The sequence below is a fragment of the Mesorhizobium maamorense genome (assembly GCF_044998965.1).
In the GTDB taxonomy this organism is placed as follows: Bacteria; Pseudomonadota; Alphaproteobacteria; order Rhizobiales; family Rhizobiaceae; genus Mesorhizobium.
This window is the reverse complement of record NZ_CP173356.1, coordinates 133,410-149,100: the sequence shown is the minus strand read 5'-3', so window position 1 is coordinate 149,100 and position 15,691 is coordinate 133,410. Positions and strand designations below refer to the sequence as shown.

The following is a 15,691-nucleotide window of genomic DNA, read 5'->3' as shown; positions in this document are numbered from 1 at the left end:
CCGGGCAGGTCGCAGGGGCGGCCAGCTACTAACGCGAGCTCGCAGCTCATCGAATACATCGGCCTGCCCGCACTTGGCGTGCTCCCGGTGCCCCTGTCCCGGATGGTCGCACCATACGCCGAAAATCGCTCATCTCCAGCGGGGATCGGATGGCACCGTCATGATCATACCGGTTACGAACGCGATCGAGGCGCTGAACTCGAAGCTGCGCCGCGCCGTTCGCACCCGAGGCCATTTCCCCAATGACGCGGCAATGAAACTGTTATATCTGGTCCTGAACCACGCCGCCGAGGATTGGAAAAGACCGCCGCGCGAGTGGTTCGAGGCCAGGACGCAATTCGCGTCGCCTTCGGCGAAAGGTTCGTCAGCCAATGACGACAACCGGCCCCACGCACAAGATTCCTGGCAGTCCCGCGGGGTATCTGCCTCAGGATTCCTCGATCGGGCAGAATAGGGAGCGTCAGCAGAACCAATCCGAGCAAATGGGCCAACAAAGCGGCCGCCAGCCGTTTGAGGTTCACCGCCGCGGCAGTGAGGTTGGCCTGGAATGTCATGTTGGTTCGGCCCGCCGAACCGCCCGGGCAAGGCCATGCCAGTTCTTCGCTTCGCCATGTTGGCATTCGGAGCAACACAGATGGCGCGGATAGAGCTGTTTATCCTCTTCCGACCATCGCTCGCGACGTCTGCGAGCTCTCAGCAATGCCGGATAGTCATTCCCGACAACAACGGCCTTGTTGTCCCGCTCTTTGGATAGGCTGATGAAGGCAAGGTCGCAGCCTGCGCAATCTGATCGGGAAGTGCTCCATGTCGTGGATGATCCCAAGCGGGAACCCACAAGCATTAGACGGACCGCAACCTCAGGATCTATTCCCGGGCGGCCGTTGTCGTCGCAGTAGAGTCGCCGCGCAGCCACGACAGATCAAGCACACGATCGACCTTGGCCAGGATATGATCATCAGGGATGAGCTATCGCAGCGAGCCGGTCATGAACAGTTCGAGTTGCGAGTTGATCTCGTTCTTTCCGAACCAGCATCGCGAATCCTCCACCGAATCAATGATTGATCAGTTGAATTGAGTGGGAGGACTTCTTCAACAGCCCCACGTAACAGTGCTTCCAGACCGCCTCGGGCAGCACTTCGCGGATTGCCGCCCTGAGCCGCCGGCGGTCGTCGGGGACGACAAACTCCACGCCGATGACGGAGGCGCTTGGGGCTGAGAAGAGGGAGCGGAGGGAAATGGCATTGTGATCACGAGGGAGGTCCAAGGACAAAACGACTTTCGGAATGCGGATATCTGACGCAGGCGTGACATGCTGCTTTGCTTCGTTTAGCGGGATGAACATCGCTGGTACGCTCCTGCCACCTCCGGCCGAAGTACCTTTAAAAGTCGTGTCAACTGCGCGGAAATGGCTTCAGAGGATCTTTTTTGTTGTTGGCTGGCTTACGGCGTGCAGCGGGGGAGTGAGGCCGATGACCACCGGGTCGCAGACTCGACAACCCTGATGAGGTTACAATGGCGGACAGGATTCCTAAGCGGAATCCAAGTCATTCAAGCGCGTCCCGCTATGTCGCATGTCCGACGATTGCCGGACCAGCGACATAGCCGGTGTTAGCACGACCCGCTATTTGACGTGATTTTCCCTTGGCACAAGACGTGCGTGGTCATCCGCAAACGCTTCACGGACCGAGGAGAAATCGTTCCATGACCACGCTCACTGATAACGCTGTTGCCGCTGCAAAGACTGCTCTTTACCGCGCCTGCGAGTCGCGGAAGGCTTTGCATCATGGTCCAGGCCGGCGGCTGCGCTTCAAATTACCCAATGGGCACGAGGGCGATGCGGGTCATCGAGACAGCGGGGTCAAGGTGTTCGTGGACGTAGGCTCCCCACCCCGTATCGCCCGCGTGACCATCGATTTCGTCACGGTGTCCGAATCCTCCGGGTTAATCTTCGACAATCCCAACGTCTGGGGGACGTGCGCCTGCGGCAAATCCTTCGGCTGATCGCCCGAGAGAAAGAGAAGGACCATGTGGGACTATACGACAAGGTCAAGAATACTTTATTAATCCGCGGCTGCGCTCAGCTTAACGCGCCGTCATTCTTGCGGGGTGGCAGCTTCAACGCTACTACGAAGTCAAGCTTAGGCTACGACGAGGCAATGCGCTCTTATTAGAAGAGAACAATAAAAATACAACTATTGGTTTCTTTAAGAGACACAGTTCCGTGAATTAATACAGTTAACAAATCATGAGAGAATGAGCATGGAAAATCATATGAAGTACCAGGCCATCGCCCCAATTTCGTTATCCGAGATCGAAACGTACTTCAGCGAAGATTACTTGCATTTTAGGGATTTGGTCAATCCACCGGAGAAAAGCGACCGGGAAGTAGGAGCAATTTGGGAGCTTCTTTCACTTAGGCAAGGCAGCTCAGTTCTTGAACTCGGATGTGGTTATGGGAGGATTACCAACCGATTGGCGGAAAAAGGAGCGCGGGTAACCGGATTGGATATTTCGCCGATTCTATTGAGAAAAGCCGAAGCAGATGCGGCAGAGCGCCAGGTAGATGTTGAGTATGTTCTTGGTGATATACGGTCACTTCCATGGAGAGGACACTTTGACGCGGCTTTTCTGTGGTACACGACGTTTGGCTATTTCGATGAAGCGGAGAATGAGAGAGTTCTTCGTGAAGCCGCTTCTTCGCTCCGAAAGGGCGGGCGCCTGCTAATCGATCAGCTCAATCGCTTCGCTTTGCTGCGCGACAAGTCGCCTACCTGCGAGGTCGTGCAGCGTAACGACGATCTAAGAATCGATATAATAGAATACGACGCGTTAACCGATCGTCGAAATTCCGAGAGGATCGTCGTCCGCAATGGATGCATTAGACGAACGCGTCTTTCTGTCAGACACTATGGGTTTTCGGAATATGTTCGCATGTTACGAAACGCTGGGTTCGAGACCGTTGAAGCCTATGGGCAGGAAGGCGGAGAGTTCACACCATATGGCCCGCGCCTCGTGGTTGTCGCGTATAAGTAAGTTGGCCTTCAGGGCGATAGACGCGGGGCCAGGCTAGGTTCGAGGAGGGTTGGGATCGTCATGATCATGGCGGTCGCGAAGAATACCAACCGGGTGATGCCTCTTCATAGGCCTGACCTGCCACTGAGAATTTCCTCCATCTGAGATTAGAGTCCGGGCCTTGATTGAAGGACGGACTGATGAAGAGAAAGCGGTTCACCGAAGAGCAGATCATTGCGGTTCTGCGCGAGCATGAGGCGGGTGCGAAGGCGGGCGATCTGGCCCGCAAGCACGGGGTCTCGGAGGCGACGCTGTATAACTGGAAGGCCAAGTATGGCGGGATGGACGTCTCTGACGCCAAGCGGCTGAAGGCTCTGGAAGACGAGAACGCCAAGCTGAAGAAGCTGCTCGCCGACCAGATGCTCGAAGCCTCGGCATTGCGCGAGCTTCTGTCAAAAAAATGGTAGGGCCCGCCGTCAAGCGCGAAGCCGTTGCGCATCTGCAGGCCGTCATGGGCCTGTCGGAGCGCCGGGCCTGTTCCTTTGTGGGCGCGGATCGCAAGATGATCCGCTACCAGTCCCGGCGTCCACCCGAGACGGAGTTACGCGGCAGGTTGCGTGACCTCGCCAACGAGCGCCGACGCTTTGGCTACCGGCGGCTGTTCATCCTGCTCAGGCGCGAGGGCGAGGCATCTGGGATCAACCGTATCTATCGTCTCTATCGCGAGGAGGACCTGACGGTGCGCAAGCGCCGGGCAAGGCGGCGAGCGGTCGGCACGCGGGCGCCGATCCTGGTCGAGGTAAAGCCGAACGCGCGCTGGTCGCTGGATTTCGTGCATGACCAGTTCGCCTGTGGCCGGAGGTTCCGCGTGCTCAACATCGTCGACGACGTGACGCGTGAATGCCTGGCCGCGATCCCGGACACCTCGATCTCCGGCCGTCGGGTTGCCCGTGAACTGACGGAACTGATCGCCCACCGCGGCAAGCCGGGCATGATCGTCTCCGACCATGGCACCGAGTTTACCTCGAACACCATCCTCGCCTGGTCGAAGGATCACAGGATCGAATGGCACTACATCGCGCCGGGCAAGCCGATGCAGAACGGTTATGTCGAGAGTTTCAACGGCCGGATGCGCGACGAGCTGTTGAACGAGAGCCTGTTCTTCGGCCTCGACCACGCCCGAAGCGCCATCGCCGAATGGCGAGAGGACTTCAACACCGCGAGGCCTCATTCCTCGCTCGGCTACCAGACCCCGGCAGCCTATGCCGAGGTCATCACCGCAACCGGCTCCGACGCTGCGCTGATGGAAGGCTCCGCGCCTCCGCCGGTTGCTCAACCCGCGCCAAGAGGCGTAACAGAAACGGCCAAGGCTCTAATCGCCACTGGATGACAGTTCAGTGGCAGGTCAGGCCAGTTCGAGATATCCCATGTCGGGAGCGATCTGAACGATCGGTTGGGCTGCCCATTCCCGCGTCCTGTTTGTTGAAAGATGAGAACTGCGGAGCTTTCTCACATGCAATATTCAACTTGCACGGTACCCATCCGGTGCTTCCGCCGTGCAACGCAGGCCAAGCGGATCCGGGAGTCTTGGGACCGATCAGGCTGCCGCCCACCGCAAACGCGAACGCGGCCTTCACTTCACTGCTTTCGAACCAACGGCTCAGATATTCATCCGAACTCTGTGTGAATAGATCTATGAGTTTATAAAAATCGCCACCTACATTACGGTGGCCCCACAGGAAGCTCGCCGTCTTCAGCCGGGAACTCAACGAAGTGGCCACAATGTCAATTGGCGTCTGCAGCTTGAGGTCGTGAACAAATTCCGAGACGCCCGACAGATACTTGCGGAACTCCGGATACCGCGCGGCATCGGCCTTGGAAAACCGGGCCAAGACCGCCTGCATCTGTTTAGTGTCGCCCCCTACCATCATTGAGCGCTTTTGGTCCACGGGGCGGAACATGCGATAGTCTGCCTTGAAGGATCGAAGTCCATATCTCTTGAGTTCGAGGTCGGAGACCACCTTAGGATGAAGTTGGGCGGCGACATAGAGCATCATCGACGCGGCGTGCGAGGCCTGGCCACTGGAACGATTTCATGTCCGCTGGACGCTAAGTGATCATCACGTGCGCGGTGATAGGCACGGCGCGCACCAACAACACCATATCTACCGATCACTCCGGAGCAGATCACCAAGGAGGCGATCGGTGCGCCGGAGGCGGGCGGCCATCGTCCATATCCACGCCGCGCCGACCAGAGGGTTTCAGAAGACTCTTGGGATTGAGCTCGACGAGATCTCCCCGGAATGCATCACCGCGCATGTCGACATCGAGACCCGACACATCAATTCTGTCGGCGCGGTGCATGGCGGGATACTTATGTCACTTGCGGACAGCCTTGGCGCGATGGGGCGCTGCAAAATCTCGGAGCGACGCAGAGAACGGCGACGCTCGAATCGAAGACGAATTTTGTACGCTCCTGCGCTGGGGCGAGAGTTACCGCCGAATGCCGACCGCTTCACTTGGGCCGGCAGACATAGGTATGGCAAACGGTTGTGCGGGATGAAAACGGGAAGATCTGCGCATATGTCTGGCAGACGCAGATCCACATCAGCCGAGCATCTCGCGGCACAACAAATTGGTCGAACAGTGAGCGCCATCTTGTAGCGCAGCCCATCGCTATATCGGTCGATCGAGCAGCTCGCCGGTATGACGGCCTTGAGTGCCGGCGGCTACCCTCGTGGAGTTGCCACCCCACGAAATTCCCATCATGCCTACTTTACCATTGGACCACGGCTGCGCCGCGACCTAACGGTGATTTCCACGGCGCCGGAAGTTCATGTATAAACTCGTCTTCGTGCAAGCCTTCCGAGTCACCGGATCCACGCAGGTCGACCCTACTACCGCAATTCCGGCCGCTTTGACCGCCGGCAAGACCACGTCATCACGCCGGAGTTTGCCTCCGACGTTGCCATGTTTCCTCTTCGATTTAACGGCTTCACTCGCGCCATGCCGCTTGGGCTCGGTTGATGGCACGCTCCTTAGCCCTCCAAGTGCCGCCAGTCGCCTCAGGTGATGATCTGCATCACCGAAAAGCGTGTCGATCATCACGACGTGCTTAAAGTAGTGGCCTATGCTATATTCCATCGTCATTCCAATGCCGCCATGAAGTTGGATGGACTGATGGCCTATGGCTTTGGATGATCGACCGATCTGAACCTTTGCCGCCGAAACTGCGCGCTCTCGCTTAATGGTGTTGTCTTCGCCCACCATCATTGCGGCGTATAAAGTCATCGATCGAGATTGCTCCAACTCCACAAGCATGTCGACAGCACGATGCTGCAGCACCTGAAAGCTGCCGATCTTCGTTCCGAACTGTTCACGCGTCTTAGGTAACCGAGCGTGATAGCTTGCATTTTTGTGAAGCAGCCAACTGCTTCCGCACAGAGTGCCGTGACAGCCTCATCAGCCACCCTCGAGATAACTGGGAACGCCCCTTCTGGGTCGCCAATCAAATTACTCTCGTCAACGCGTACATTCTCCAGTGCAATTTCCACCCCGCGCAAACCGTCCTGTGTCAGGAAGGGGCGGCGAGTGAGGCCCGGCGCATGAACGTCGACAAGGAAGAGCCCGATCCCATTCTTCTCGCGAGTGTCTCCGGCTGTTCGGGCCGAGACTATTATCTTATCGGCCACGTCGCCGTGTAGGACGAGAGTCTTGACCCCCCTTAGAGCCCAAAAGGTACCTTGCTTCTTTGCTTGTGTCTCCACGTGGAAAAGATCATAGCGCGACTGTGGTTCGGCATATGCAAAGGCTAGTTTGGCTCTACCATTCACAATAAGGGGGATTAGCTCTGTCTTTTGAGCTTCATTCGCACCACGACGAAGCACCCCCCGGCAAGGACCACCGTTGCGAGATAAGGCTCTAAGATCAAGCTCTTGCCGAAAGCCTCCATCACGATCACTGTTTCGATCGGACCGCCGCAGAAGCCGCCATATTCCTCCGAAAACGGCAGCGCCAGCAGACCGAGCTCAGCATAGCGTTCCCACATCGCCTCGCTGAAGCCGGGTTGCTCACCTCCGTACTTGCGGCGATCGCCGAAGCCGTAACGGTCGAGCATAAGTCGCTCGACACTCTCCGCTAGGAGCCGTTGCCCTTCCGATAGATCGAAGGTCACTGCAAATATCTCCCGAAATTTACGCGCTGCCAGTGACCACTTTGCATCAAAGGCCGAGGATCGCTTTGGCGATGATGTTCTTCTGAATTTCACTGGATCCCGAATAGATCGACGCCGCACGGCTATAGAAATAAGTGGGGGCGATCTTCGCGGCCCATCGCGGGAGGATTGTCGGCTCGTTGCGGCTACCAAGCTCGTCGTCCGGGATGTAAGGCAATGCGTTAGGTCCCATCACAGCCATTAGGAGCTCCGCGGCTGCCTGCTCAACTTCCGAGCCCCTCAGCTTTAGGATGGAACTTGCGGGATCCTGTACTCCTTGTTGCTGCTTTGACGCATTTGCGATTGCGCGGAGTTGAGTGATCTCGAGCGCTTTCAACTGAACTTCGAGTTCGGCGAACTTTTCACGAAAAGAGGGTTGATCAACAAGTCGCTCGCCGCCGACACAGGTCTGAGCCGCAAGTTCCAGCGCCCGCCGCATACGCTCCTTGGAAAGGCCTACGCCAGCATCGCCGAACCGCTCGTTACTGAGAAGATACTTCGCGTAGCTCCACCCTTTGTTCTCGTCCCCAACTAGATTCTCGATCGGGACATGGACATTATCAAAGAATACCTCACTGACTTCGTGACCGCCATCGATCAGGTGAATCGGGCGCACAGTGACGCCCCGCGACTTAATGTCAATGAGAAGGAAAGAGATGCCTTGCTGCTTCTTCGCATCTTGATCGGTCCTTGCCAGACAAAACATCCAGTCGGCCTAATGGGCCGATGATGTCCAGATCTTCTGGCCATCGACGACGTAATATTCACCATGGCGAACTGCCCGCGTCTTAAGTGATGCCAAGTCGGACCCAGCTCCCGGTTCTGAAAAGCCTTGGCACCACCAATCAGTTGCGTTAGCGATGCGGGGCAAATAGTACTCTTTCTGCACCAGATTGCCAAAGGTGTAGATGACTGGACCTACTAAGTCCTCACCCATACCGAACTTGACTAGTGCTGGAAAGGCGCGCGCCTCTTCTTCGAAGATGTACTGTTGCACGAGGGTCCACCCCGTGCCTCCATATTTCTGAGGCCAAGTTGGCACACCTTTCTTGTAAAGGTTCCGCGTCCCAGCCGCGATCTCGTTTTTTGACAATTTTAAGCCTTCGGCCAATTTTCGGCGCGTTTCCGGGATGGTACTGTGAGATAAGAACCTGCGCACTTCCTCCCGGAAAGCCAGATCATCTTCTGTGAACATAATATCCATGGGGCTATACTCCATTGCTAAACAAGAGTTGCCGTTGCCCCAAGCTGCTGCTCTTTCCCGTGGGGAAGTCGTCTGGTGATAAGTATTGCGACAATGACATTATTTTTCCTTCCAGACGGGAATACGCTTTTCGGCAAAGGCACGCGGACCTTCAAATTTGTCCTCTGACCGATGAAGATTGTCGACAGTCACGAGTTGATTGCTTTTCACGCGGTTTATCGCGTCCTGGAAGCTGAGGGTTTCCGCCACGCGGGCCGTCTCCTTGATCGCGGCGAAGACCAGCGGTGGGCCGCCGGCTAAAAGCCGCGCGATTTCCCAGACGCGGCCTTCAAGCCTCTCCTTGGGCAGCACCTCGTTGACCAGGCCCCAGCGATGCGCCTCGGCCACGTCCATCCAGCGGCCGGTGAGCAGGAGGTTCATGGTGACATGGTATGGAATGCGCTTCGGCAGCTTGATGGTGGCCGCGCCGGCTAGCATGCCAGCGCGGATTTCGGGCAGCGCGAAGGAAGAATGGTCCGAGGCATAGATGAGGTCGCAGGAGAGCGCCAGCTCGAAGCCGCCGCCCACCGCCATGCCATTGACGCAGGCGATCACCGGCTTGTTCAAGTCGCGCAATTCCTGCAGCCCGCCGAAGCCGCCGACGCCATAGTCGCAATCGGTATCGCCGCTTGCACCAAACTTAAGGTCCCAGCCGGCACAGAAGATTTTGTCGCCGGCGGTCTTTAAAATGGCGACGCGAAGTTCCGGATCGTCGCGGAACGCCATGAACGCTTCACCCATCAGGCGGGACGTTCGCGGGTCGATGGCGTTGGCCTTGGGCCGGTCGAGCGTGACTTCGAGGATCGCGCCTTCGCGGTGGGTGGTGATGATTTCAGCCATTCTTCTTTTCTCCCAGCACCAGCAGGGCATCGGCGATCCAGGCGCCCTTGCCCTCGGCGCAGACGATCAGCGGATTGATGTCGAGTTCCTCAATCTCACCGGCATTCTTCTGCACGAAGTCGGCAATGCCGGCGATCGCGTCGATGGCGGCCCCGACATCCGCCTTCGGTCGGCCGCGATAGCCCTCCAACAGTGGGTAGAACTTCAATCCACGCAGCGCCGCCTCGATGTCGTCACGCGTCGCCGGCAGCATCAGGATCACGCTGTCGCGCAAAAGCTCGACCAGCACGCCCCCGGTGCCGAGCGTCATCACCGCGCCGAACATCGGGTCACGGGTGAATCCGACGATCAACTCGGCGACACCGTCTCGCACCATGTGCTCGACATAGAGGCCAGTGCCGAGCGACAGGAGGTCCCGTGCGGCATTGCTGACAGATTCAGTATCCTTGAGGTTCAGCCGCACCGCTCCCATTTCCGACTTGTGGGCGACGCCGAGCGCCTTCAGCACCACAGGAAATCCGAGCGCCTGGGAAAAGCTAGCTGCCTCGACCGCATTGCTCGCACGCTCGCCCTTCGGTACCGGCAGGCCGGCTTGGATCAACCTCTCTTTGCCTTCAGCTTCGTCGGGTACGAAGCGCTTCGTGCCGGATCTTCCTACAGCCGTGGTGTCGACTGGCTGCGCGAGCGGTTCGAGCCAAGCGCTGCCGATGAAGGCTGCGGCCTGTGCGGCATCCAAAGCTTCCGGGATACCGAACAATGGCGCGACGCCACGAACGATCAGTCGATGTGCGTGCTCCTCCGGCAGGTTCTCGGGTATGGAAGAAACAATGGCGCCGTTCGCCTTGTTGGTCTTGTGCGCGGCTTCAAAGGAACGCAATGTTGCCAAGCCCCACTCTTCGACATTCAAACAGCGGTCGCGACGCGAAAAATCGATCACCAAAATGTTGAGGTCGAAGCCGCCGGACATCATGGCGGAGAAAGTGGCCGTCATTGCCGGTTCGTTGCTCCAGATGAAGGTATGGTAGTCGAGCGGATTGGCAACCGCCACAAGGGGTCCGAGAGTCGATTTCACACGGGCACGATGGTCAGCTGCCAGCCCGGGGAAATGCACCGAGCGCCCTTGAGCGCTGTCGGCCATTATGGAGGCCTCGCCGCCCGAGCAGCTCATAGACGACAGCCTCCAGCCTGGCAGCGGGCCGGTGATGTGTAGGAGCTTCAATGCCTCGATAAAGGCTGGAATAGAATCAACGCGCGCGATGCCGAGTCGCTTCAGGAAGGCACCAGAAGCAGCATCAGAACCGGCGAGCGAGGCGGTGTGCGACACGGTTGCCTGCCGTGCCTGTTCTGAGCGCCCAACCTTCATGGCGATGATCGGCTTCTTTAGCTCGCGGACTCTTGCCGCCAGCCTCTCGAAACCGGCGACAGAGTCGAAAGCTTCGATGTGTAGGCCAACCGCGGTAACGCGCTCGTCCTCAATCAGGTCGAGTGCTATTTCTGAAAGCCCGGTCTGCGCCTGGTTGCCGGCCGTCATCAAGAAGGCGAGCGGAAGACCGCGCTTCTGCATGGTTATGTGGATAGCTACACTAGGCCCTGTTGACAAAGTGTTTCGGCCAATGCGACCGTGGAGTCACGAGGGACACCATGGCGGCACTTAGGGTCTATGATCTCAAAGATCACGTTCTTGCGCTTGATCTCGGAGACCTGCTGCAACTTTTGGCTCCTCATTCTTTAGAAGCACGCTGGGTCGTCTCGACGATCAAGTCGTCCAAACCTGGGCACGAATGGTTTGAGGCTACCGGTGAAGGGGGCAAGCGGCTTGAGGGGTTGGCACAAGGGGTGGCCAGCTTTCGGGCTCTGATTTAGCCGCCTTGGCTGAGAATACACGGCAGGTTATCTGGGGAGAGTTCGTTGGCTCTGTACCCCCGCAGTCAGAAAAGCCGTGGGTGATAATCCGGGCGGTCGACAGCACGTTCTATGAGATCGTTTCGGAAGACGAGGCGGTACTGAACAAGATTAGCTCGACCTATAAAGACGTCCGAACCGGGGAGGCTCCGATTACGTCATGGCTCTTGGACCATGGCGACGAATGATGGCAGCCAGACGCGAACGGCAGCGAGAGCAAGGAATGCCATGAACGACTTCGCCGTTTTATCATAGCGCGTGGCTATGCGACGGAACTGCTTGAGGCGGTTGAACATCCGCTCGATGCGGTTTCGATCTTTGTATGCTCGGTAGTCGCAGGCAGGCGGGTTCTTGCGGTTGGCCTTCGGCGGAATGACTGGTCTGATCCCATGGATCAGGAGTTCTTCACGCAGGAAATCACCGTCATAGCCTTTGTCGGCAAGAAACAATCTCGGTTTGCTGACCGGTATCGCCAGTAGATCAGGAACGGCATTGTAATCCGAAGCCTCGCCACCCGTCAGGATGAAGCCGAGAGGGCGTCCTTGACCGTCTGCGCGGGCGTGGATTTTTGTCGTAAAGCCGCCGCGTGATCGACCAAAAGCCTCCTGATAAGTCCCCCTTAGCGCCCGCAGCCTGCGAGTGGCCGCGAACTGTGGTGCTGTCGATCATGTGTTGCCAGTCATCCGTCAGCCCGAGTTCGACCAGGGTCTCAAGGAGAGCGTCCCAAACGCCCTGTTCGGCCCAACGGCGAAAACGCACATAAACGGAATTCCACTTGCCGTAGCGCTCATGCATGTCACGCCAAGGACATCCGACCCGCAGAACATACAGCATGCCGTTCAGGTATCGTCGATTATCGTGCGAAGGCCGGGACTTCCTCCCCCGCTCGGTGGGCAACAGCCCCTCGATGATCCGCCATTCCATATCCGTGAGGTCGCCCCGAGCCAAAACTGCCTCCTAAAAGGCAGTCTTGAATCACGCTTCTGCTGATTTGGGAATCCACTTTGTCAACAGGGCCTAGAGGACTGCGTGACAATGGCTACACCCCTGCCATCTTTTGCCAGCTTGACACCGCCATGGTTATCAGGCCACAGAAGCGCACCGTCAGCATAGTTGATAAGACCATAGCAGTTCGGGCCGATAATCGGCATCTGGCCGGCTGCGGCAACGAGTTCGGCCTGCAGCCTCTCACCGTACTTGTCATATGCGCTGGCCTCTAGAAATCCTGCTGCATAGCAAACGGCCCCACCGGCGCCACGCTCGGCCAAAGCCTTCACCACGTCGACCGTGAGGTGACGATTGACACCCACGAAAGCAGCATCAGGAGCACCGGGCAATTCGGCGACTGAGCGGTACGCGTTGTAGCCATCAACATCAGCCTTGTTTGGATGCACAGGCCAAATTTCGCCTGAAAAACCAATCCTGCTCGACTGAGTGACGACACGAGCCGCCTCTCTGCCGCCGAATACAGCGATCGACTTCGGACGCAGAAGTCGCTCAAGTTTGTGCATGATCGTTACTTTCTTGTCTGAGCGCGTTTTCCAGAACCGATTCAAGCGTTGCGGCTCACCGCCGAAACGACCGCATTCAAGATTCCGTACCAATCATGACGGTCACCTCCGCTAGTTGTGGGCGTGTCGTCCGAGAGCTTCTAGAGTTGGCACCGCAACTGTCGTGCCATCCCGTCGACACACCTGCGGCTTGACGCTCAAGGTCCCGGCGGCCCCTTGTTCGCGCTTCCTTCCGTGTTTTTTGTCTTGGGCCAATGAGCACGAAAAGCAAACGTTTCGGCTACAGTTCGTCTGTTCGTCTCGCGACAGTTCGTCTAATGGAGACAGCGTTTTGTCTGCTATAGATCTTGAGATTGAGACATCATGCAGCGGCGCCGTTCGGTGCAACGCCTTCATATTGGTCACCGGCGAAGTCGGGCATGCCCTTGGATACGGTCCAGACTCGTGCGTTAGGGCGGAGGTGGCGCCTAGCTGTTGGCGAGGTGCGGCTCTCACCGTGCGGCGCCACTCATAGACCAGGCTGGTCGCAACATCGTACTGACGCGCTACCGCCGCCACTGTGGCCCCGGGCGCGAATACCGCGCGCAGTATCCGGCACTGATCCTCTTCGTTCCAACGGGCGACGACGCTCAGGACCGGTCAACATCGTCACATGGCTCTGCTGTGCTGCTAACTGCGCTCGTAAGGACGACCATAAGAGCGCAGCCTCGCTACCTTGCCATGCTCGCGCAAGGCGGCCCACGCCGGACCTCGCCGGAGGCGTACTTACGACTACTTGCAGCCTTCAGCCTGCCTCAGCAAGGCGGCCGTCACCGTGCGCCACCGTGGCGATACCATTTGCGATGGGGTGCCCGAAGCGGGTGTTACATCCTGCAGCAGCGCCGAACGCAGCAATATCGACATGAGGTGCGGCGCCAATCTGCCAAGCAGCACTAGCCGCCCGATCACACATCCAGGCTAGAATCTCCAGCCACCGATCGGATCATCGCGTCGATCCGTTTCATGCTTCCATGCTTCGTCGCATGGCAGCTCCGCGTCGTGCGTAACCGAGTTTCGAGTCAGGTTCTTAGGCACGCTGGTGCATCCGACTAGACAGCTGACCGGAGCGGATGCAGCCAGTCTGCGGCCGCCTAGATGTTTAGATGGGGTATTCGGCTGTCCGAGCCCCTCGTTTCCCCGTTGAGGTGCTGCGCTTCGAGCTGATGGTAAACGTGGTCTGTTTTGGAGCAGCCACAAGCATCAGATGGAGAAGCGCAGCATGTCATATTATGTTGGCCTGGACGTCTCGGTCAAAGAGACCTCGGTTTGTATCGTGAACGACGCCGGTAAGATTTGCCGTGAGACCAAGATCCCGAGCTATCCCGACGATTTGGTGAGGTTGCTCAATGATCCTGCGATGCCAGCGACTCGCATCGGTCTTGAAGCCGGGCCGCTGTCACAGTGGCTGTTCAGCGGGATGGCGGAAGCCGGGCTACCGGTGGTTTGCATCGAGACCCGGCACACGAAGGCCTACCTGAAGGCGCAGGTAAACAAGAGCGATCGCAACGACGCCCGTGGCATTGCCCAGATGATGCGGGTCAACTTGTTCCGACCCGTGCATGTGAAGACGCTCACCAGTCAAAAGCGCCGGGCTTTGCTGACTGCGCGCAAACTGTTGCAGGAAAAGGCTGTGGCAATCGAGAATGATATCCGGGGGCTGCTGCGCAACTTCGGGCTTAAGGTCGGCATTGTGAGTGTAATCAAGTTCGGCGAGCGTATCCGTGAGCTTGTCGATGGCATCTCCGACTTGGCCGAGATCATGGAACCTCTGCTGGCAGCTCGTCAGAAGCTGCGCGAACAGTTCATGGTTTTGCAGGGAAAATTATTGTCGATTGTGAAGGGTGACCCTGTTTGCAGACGATTGATGACCGTGCCCGGGGTGGGTCCCGTTGTTGCGCTGGCTTTCAAAGCCACGATCGACATTCCGGCACGCTTCAGGAATTCGAAGGCTGTGGGTCCTTCTCTCGGTTTGACGCCGCGGCTGCATCAATCAGGGGAAGACCATCGCGTCGGACGTGTCTCACTGTGCGGCGACGCTATGATGCGGACGCTGCTTTATGAAGCCGCGCAAGTCTTGTTGACCGTCGTGAAGAAGTGGTCGTGGTTGAAAGCGTGGGCGATGAATGTTGCCAAACGCCGTGGTCGACAAAGGGCTACAGTCGCTCTTGCACGCAGATTGGCGGTCATCATGCACAGGATATGGATTGACGGCAGCGAGTTCCGCTGGGCTCGAGAAGATACGCCAGCGGTGATGTAGCTGATTCATCGAAGAACAGAACGCAACGACCAATAACGGAATCCGCCTTGGGGTGGATAGATGTCCTTCGCGGGACGGAGGATGAGGAAGAGCGTGCCGGGACTCGTGTCGGCCATGGCAACATGGTGAGAACGCTGTTTAGATTGCTCCCTTCATTCCAACTGATCCCATCCTGGGAGGGCCAAAGCGCCGATCCCGAAGAGAAGCGAGGCCCCGCGAAGGCACCAAAACCCCTTGGATGAGGGAGCTCGAAAGCGCTTGACTTCAACACGCCGAATAGAGAAGTCCCGGCATTTGCTGGATCGGGTTGAGAGTGAAGCGCTCGGGCTGGGAAGCCCATGCCTTGCAGATGAACTCGTAGGGCGTGAGGCCGTTGAGGGTCTTGAGCCTGCGGCCGAAGTTGTAGGCCGCAACGAAGTCGGCAAGATGCCGACGCAGTTGGTCGTGATCGTCGTAATGAAAGCGCTTGACGGTTGCGTCCTTGATGGTCCGGTTCATTCTCTCGACCTGACCGTTATCCGGTATGTGATCGGTGGTGCCTTTTCGTCCTGCTGTTCTTGTTTTGGAACGGCCTTATGGTGAGCCCATCCGGGACGTGGGGCACCGGGAGCACGAAAGTGCGGGCAGGCCGTCTTTAGACCGTGGGCTGAGAGCCCGAGCTAGTTACATGGCCG

The 15,691-nt window shown here is 57.8% G+C and carries 11 protein-coding genes and 8 pseudogenes; 6 read left to right on the top strand and 13 right to left on the bottom strand.

Features of this window, described 5'->3' with window-relative positions; genetic code table 11:
- Positions 1-163 precede the first annotated feature (163 nt).
- Positions 164-375, top strand: a pseudogene (locus ACIU1A_RS01275) (transposase); the annotation flags it as partial.
- Between the two features lie 92 nt (positions 376-467).
- On the opposite strand, the pseudogene ACIU1A_RS01270 reads toward ACIU1A_RS01275, so the two are convergent.
- The 3 genes and pseudogenes from ACIU1A_RS01270 to ACIU1A_RS01260 all read right to left on the bottom strand — a co-directional run.
- Positions 468-787, bottom strand: a pseudogene (locus tag ACIU1A_RS01270) (transposase); the annotation flags it as partial.
- 19 nt (positions 788-806) lie between these two features.
- Positions 807-987, bottom strand: a pseudogene (locus ACIU1A_RS01265) (IS5/IS1182 family transposase); the annotation flags it as partial.
- A gap of 64 nt (positions 988-1,051) precedes the next feature.
- Complete coding sequence (locus ACIU1A_RS01260; RefSeq protein WP_404926356.1) at positions 1,052-1,342, bottom strand: transposase; 291 nt, start codon at positions 1,340-1,342, stop codon at positions 1,052-1,054.
- A 359-nt stretch (positions 1,343-1,701) separates the two neighbouring features.
- Between ACIU1A_RS01260 and ACIU1A_RS01255 the strand changes: the two genes are divergently transcribed.
- The 3 genes from ACIU1A_RS01255 (at position 1,702) to ACIU1A_RS01245 (ending at position 4,402) form a co-directional block, all read left to right on the top strand.
- Positions 1,702-2,001, top strand: a complete 300-nt coding sequence (locus ACIU1A_RS01255) for an iron-sulfur cluster assembly accessory protein (RefSeq protein WP_404926355.1) — start codon at positions 1,702-1,704, stop codon at positions 1,999-2,001.
- Between the two features lie 270 nt (positions 2,002-2,271).
- On the top strand, positions 2,272-3,033 hold the full coding sequence (locus tag ACIU1A_RS01250) for a class I SAM-dependent methyltransferase (protein ID WP_404926354.1): 762 nt from the start codon (positions 2,272-2,274) through the stop codon (positions 3,031-3,033).
- A gap of 179 nt (positions 3,034-3,212) precedes the next feature.
- Positions 3,213-4,402 (top strand): IS3 family transposase gene (locus ACIU1A_RS01245; RefSeq protein WP_404926353.1). Its coding sequence is split into 2 segments (ribosomal slippage): positions 3,213-3,465 and positions 3,465-4,402, totalling 1,191 coding nucleotides; the frame shifts between segments, so codons are not numbered across the junction.
- A 4-nt stretch (positions 4,403-4,406) separates the two neighbouring features.
- Here ACIU1A_RS01245 and ACIU1A_RS01240 read toward each other — a convergent pair.
- From ACIU1A_RS01240 to ACIU1A_RS01215, 6 genes and pseudogenes are all read right to left on the bottom strand, one after another.
- Positions 4,407-5,069: a hypothetical protein gene (locus ACIU1A_RS01240; protein ID WP_404926352.1), complete on the bottom strand. Its 663-nt coding sequence runs from the start codon at positions 5,067-5,069 to the stop codon at positions 4,407-4,409.
- Between the two features lie 619 nt (positions 5,070-5,688).
- Positions 5,689-5,805, bottom strand: a pseudogene (locus tag ACIU1A_RS01235) (CocE/NonD family hydrolase); the annotation flags it as partial.
- Positions 5,806-6,048: 243 nt separating this feature from the next.
- Positions 6,049-7,186, bottom strand: a pseudogene (locus ACIU1A_RS01230) (acyl-CoA dehydrogenase family protein); the annotation flags it as partial.
- Between the two features lie 46 nt (positions 7,187-7,232).
- Positions 7,233-8,429, bottom strand: a pseudogene (locus ACIU1A_RS01225) (acyl-CoA dehydrogenase family protein).
- A 99-nt stretch (positions 8,430-8,528) separates the two neighbouring features.
- The gene (locus ACIU1A_RS01220; RefSeq protein WP_404926351.1) at positions 8,529-9,308 is read right to left on the bottom strand and encodes a carnitinyl-CoA dehydratase; all 780 of its coding nucleotides are present in this window, start codon (positions 9,306-9,308) and stop codon (positions 8,529-8,531) included.
- Entirely contained in the window at positions 9,301-10,872 is a 1,572-nt protein-coding gene (locus ACIU1A_RS01215; RefSeq protein ID WP_404926350.1) for an acetate--CoA ligase family protein, read from the bottom strand. Before ACIU1A_RS01215 ends, ACIU1A_RS01220 begins: the two co-directional genes overlap by 8 nt.
- Before the next feature lie 77 nt (positions 10,873-10,949).
- Between ACIU1A_RS01215 and ACIU1A_RS01210 the strand changes: the two genes are divergently transcribed.
- Complete coding sequence (locus ACIU1A_RS01210; RefSeq protein WP_404926343.1) at positions 10,950-11,171, top strand: hypothetical protein; 222 nt, start codon at positions 10,950-10,952, stop codon at positions 11,169-11,171.
- Positions 11,172-11,368: 197 nt separating this feature from the next.
- Here the strand turns inward: ACIU1A_RS01210 and ACIU1A_RS01205 are convergent.
- The 3 genes and pseudogenes from ACIU1A_RS01205 to ACIU1A_RS01195 form a co-directional block, all read right to left on the bottom strand.
- Positions 11,369-12,158, bottom strand: a protein-coding gene (locus ACIU1A_RS01205) for an IS5 family transposase (RefSeq protein WP_404926344.1) whose coding sequence is annotated in 2 segments (ribosomal slippage) — positions 11,369-11,828 and positions 11,827-12,158 — 792 coding nt in all. Because the reading frame shifts where the segments join, the coding sequence is not laid out codon by codon here.
- A 71-nt stretch (positions 12,159-12,229) separates the two neighbouring features.
- Positions 12,230-12,721, bottom strand: a pseudogene (locus tag ACIU1A_RS01200) (CoA-binding protein); the annotation flags it as partial.
- Between the two features lie 111 nt (positions 12,722-12,832).
- Entirely contained in the window at positions 12,833-13,354 is a 522-nt protein-coding gene (locus tag ACIU1A_RS01195) for a transposase (protein WP_404928070.1), read from the bottom strand.
- 625 nt (positions 13,355-13,979) lie between these two features.
- Here ACIU1A_RS01195 and ACIU1A_RS01190 point away from each other — a divergent pair.
- A complete protein-coding gene (locus tag ACIU1A_RS01190) occupies positions 13,980-15,017 on the top strand; it encodes an IS110 family transposase (RefSeq protein WP_404928069.1) in 1,038 nt (345 codons plus the stop codon).
- A gap of 264 nt (positions 15,018-15,281) precedes the next feature.
- On the opposite strand, the pseudogene ACIU1A_RS01185 reads toward ACIU1A_RS01190, so the two are convergent.
- A pseudogene (locus ACIU1A_RS01185) lies at positions 15,282-15,533 on the bottom strand (integrase core domain-containing protein); the annotation flags it as partial.
- Between the last annotated feature and the right edge of the window lie 158 nt (positions 15,534-15,691).

What these genes read in the sequence shown, in the direction of transcription:
- ACIU1A_RS01240 (WP_404926352.1), bottom strand. Translation starts at nt 5,069, where the DNA reads ATGATGCTCTATGTCGCCGCCCAACTTCATCCTAAGGTGGTCTCCGAC.
- ACIU1A_RS01210 (WP_404926343.1), top strand. Translation starts at nt 10,950, where the DNA reads ATGGCGGCACTTAGGGTCTATGATCTCAAAGATCACGTTCTTGCGCTT.
- ACIU1A_RS01260 (WP_404926356.1), bottom strand. Translation starts at nt 1,342, where the DNA reads ATGTTCATCCCGCTAAACGAAGCAAAGCAGCATGTCACGCCTGCGTCA.
- ACIU1A_RS01255 (WP_404926355.1), top strand. Translation starts at nt 1,702, where the DNA reads ATGACCACGCTCACTGATAACGCTGTTGCCGCTGCAAAGACTGCTCTT.
- ACIU1A_RS01215 (WP_404926350.1), bottom strand. Translation starts at nt 10,872, where the DNA reads ATGCAGAAGCGCGGTCTTCCGCTCGCCTTCTTGATGACGGCCGGCAAC.
- ACIU1A_RS01250 (WP_404926354.1), top strand. Translation starts at nt 2,272, where the DNA reads ATGAAGTACCAGGCCATCGCCCCAATTTCGTTATCCGAGATCGAAACG.
- ACIU1A_RS01190 (WP_404928069.1), top strand. Translation starts at nt 13,980, where the DNA reads ATGTCATATTATGTTGGCCTGGACGTCTCGGTCAAAGAGACCTCGGTT.
- ACIU1A_RS01220 (WP_404926351.1), bottom strand. Translation starts at nt 9,308, where the DNA reads ATGGCTGAAATCATCACCACCCACCGCGAAGGCGCGATCCTCGAAGTC.